Origin of the sequence: Methanosaeta sp. UBA458, assembly GCF_002496085.1 — an archaeon.
In the GTDB taxonomy this organism is placed as follows: domain Archaea; phylum Halobacteriota; class Methanosarcinia; order Methanotrichales; family Methanotrichaceae; genus Methanothrix; species Methanothrix soehngenii.
Map to the genome: position 1 here is coordinate 5,560 of NZ_DAIK01000074.1, position 2,337 is coordinate 7,896.

4 protein-coding genes are annotated in these 2,337 nt (G+C 50.4%); 3 read left to right on the forward strand and 1 reads right to left on the reverse strand.

Annotation, left to right across the window (positions count from 1 at the left end):
* The coding region (locus BP822_RS05185; protein WP_286877871.1) for a hypothetical protein at positions 1 to 421 on the forward strand (421 nt) is incomplete at its 5' end.
* 77 nt (positions 422 to 498) lie between these two features.
* On the opposite strand, the gene BP822_RS05190 is transcribed toward BP822_RS05185, so the two are convergent.
* Positions 499 to 1,401 (reverse strand): ArsA family ATPase, encoded by a 903-nt coding sequence (locus tag BP822_RS05190; protein WP_013719938.1) that lies wholly within the window; start codon positions 1,399 to 1,401, stop codon positions 499 to 501.
* Between the two features lie 101 nt (positions 1,402 to 1,502).
* Between BP822_RS05190 and BP822_RS05195 the strand changes: the two genes are divergently transcribed.
* Positions 1,503 to 1,922 carry a hypothetical protein gene (locus BP822_RS05195; RefSeq protein ID WP_013719939.1) on the forward strand — a complete coding sequence of 140 codons (420 nt, stop codon included), beginning with the start codon at positions 1,503 to 1,505 and terminating at the stop codon, positions 1,920 to 1,922.
* 119 nt (positions 1,923 to 2,041) lie between these two features.
* Positions 2,042 to 2,337 (forward strand): hypothetical protein (locus BP822_RS05200; protein ID WP_286877873.1); only part of this gene is annotated, 296 nt, incomplete at its 3' end.

Consider the following 2,337-nt stretch of genomic DNA (forward strand, 5'->3'; position numbering starts at 1 on the left):
AATTTCAGACTTCGAGGAGGAAATGGCTGCGGCAGCAGCTGAGCCTGCATTTGGGGAAGCTGCTGTAGAGAAAGCCGTCTATCAGAAGTCATTGAGCGCCGCACCAGTGGGGGCAGCGGTGCCAGTTAATATGTCCGTCTCTACTGGGATTGATGGAACCAGTAAGATGGTGCGGGTCTCAGAGGTGTTGAAGAATGTGGGCAGCAAGACCTTCCTCTTGAAAAATGACACCTGGATAGACACCACATTTGACCGCTCCATGAAGACGAAGAAGGTGGCATTCCTGGGCGAGGAGTACTTCGATCTGATCTCCCAAGTGCCGGTTCTGGGAAGCTACTTCGCCCTGGGTGAGAGGGTGATAGTGGTACATGAGGGCCAGGCCTATGAGACGGTGGCCGAAGACGACTCGGGTTCTGGTTAGAGCAACAAGAAAAATGAGCGAACCGGAGGGTCGGGAGATATCTGCTCGCCCGGCCCGGATTTTTCCAATTTTTTCCTTTATATCTCCATCTGCCCCTTTACATAGAGGTCCTCTGCCACCCGGTTCAGCCTATCACCCTTCACCTCTCCGCCGTAGTCGGGCAGAATTACAATATCCTTATCATGGTAGCGATTCCGGATATCCTGGATGTAGGAGGTCTGAGAGGCCATCTTCTCCTGGCAGAATTGGCAGGGGCATTCTCCAATCACATGGTTTATGACAATGGCGGAGACGTTCACTCCATGCGACTGTACCGTCTCAATCAGCCGTCTGCTCTCCTCCACTGCCGCCTTCTCCGGGATGGTCACAACGGTGATGCTCGCGGTCTTGGGATCGGTAAGCGCATTTCTCATGGTCTCAGCCTTCAGCCGCATGGCTCTCACCTCTTTTAGTATGGAATCCCCAAATCCCGATTCAAGCATATTGAGAACCCCAATCCATTTGTTTCTGATCCCCAGCACCTTGGTGACAAATCCGGTGGTTATGGAGGGCAGCTGGAGCAGAGGGAGGACCATGGCCGTGGGCGCAGAGTCTATGACCACCAGATCGTACTTCTTCTGGACGTAGATGTCATTTAGCTTGTCCATGAATATCAGCTCGGAGACGCCAGGCATGCTGGCAAAGTCCTCCGGCTTCACCTCCACCTCGAAGAGGCCGAAAAGCGCAGTGATCATGTTCTTATATCTGCGAAAGAAGCTGCGTGACTCCTCGGCAAGGTCTGGCTCATATGCAAATAGATGCTCTTTGATCTTATTCGGCTGGCTTCCCAGGTCTATATCGAAGATATCAGAGAGAGAATGAGCGGGATCCATGGAGAAGACAAGGGTCTCTAAGCCCTTTTCAGAGGCCCATATGCCTGTCGCTGCAGAACATACGCTCTTTCCCACGCCGCCCTTGCCTGCTACATAAATGAGCTTCATGGCCTGTACTGATCGGGGGTGGATTTAATTGTTTGCTAATAAAAAGGTTTTTCTACTTTCAAGACATTTTAATGAAATTAATTATAAAAGGGGGCGAAAGGATGAGGAAGCAACTAATATTAACTGCAGTGTTCATTCTGTCCATTAGCTGGGCGCAAGGTATCAGCGACGGGAGGACAGCGAGCCTGGATATCGTTGGGAGCAATGTGAATAACACCACGTTCATATCGCTGGATGGCGTTCCGGTTGCGCTGGATGTAATAGGAAGCACCACCAGTAATATCCAGGTAGGGGCTCTGGCTAAAGATTTACAATCACAGTGCCGCTATTGCTATGAATGCGGCGCATGCGGTGAGCCGAAGATCTATACCACGCCATGGGACGACTTCAGAAGGCCTTTATGCTATCCTTGGAGTTCTTATATTCCCACCCGCTACAATAAGCCCATGATCAACTGGAATACGGGAACCATGGATCAAGAGCCAGTCTCTCTGGGCCAGGGAAATGGCGTCTCTGGCTGATGGCAAAGAAAGATGGAAAAAAGCCTCTCTGGCTGGCAGGCGGTTAGAGGTCTCTTCCGCCAGCCGAAAAGCTTTTCTACTTTCAGTATATATAAAACATCCATTAAATATTATGTCCAATGGAGGGGAATGAGTTGAGGTATTCTATACTGGCAGCAATGCTGATTCTGATGGCATCAAGCGCCATGGCCTTTGGCGGCCCAGGATCAGTGGTCGTGGATATTGTGGGAAGCAATGTGGAGGATACGAAGGTTGTGGCCGATGGCCGTGGAGATATAGACCTGGAAATCATCGGAAGCACAGCGAAAAACACAATAGTTTCCCCATTTAAGGCAACAAGTTATTATCAATCATGCCAGATCTGTCCGCAGTGTCCGACATATCCCACACCCATATATCCAACACCTGAATGTCC

Excerpts from the sequence above, each read along its gene's own strand:
- BP822_RS05195 (WP_013719939.1), top strand. The coding sequence starts at position 1,503 with ATGAGGAAGCAACTAATATTAACTGCAGTGTTCATTCTGTCCATTAGC.
- BP822_RS05190 (WP_013719938.1), bottom strand. The coding sequence starts at position 1,401 with ATGAAGCTCATTTATGTAGCAGGCAAGGGCGGCGTGGGAAAGAGCGTA.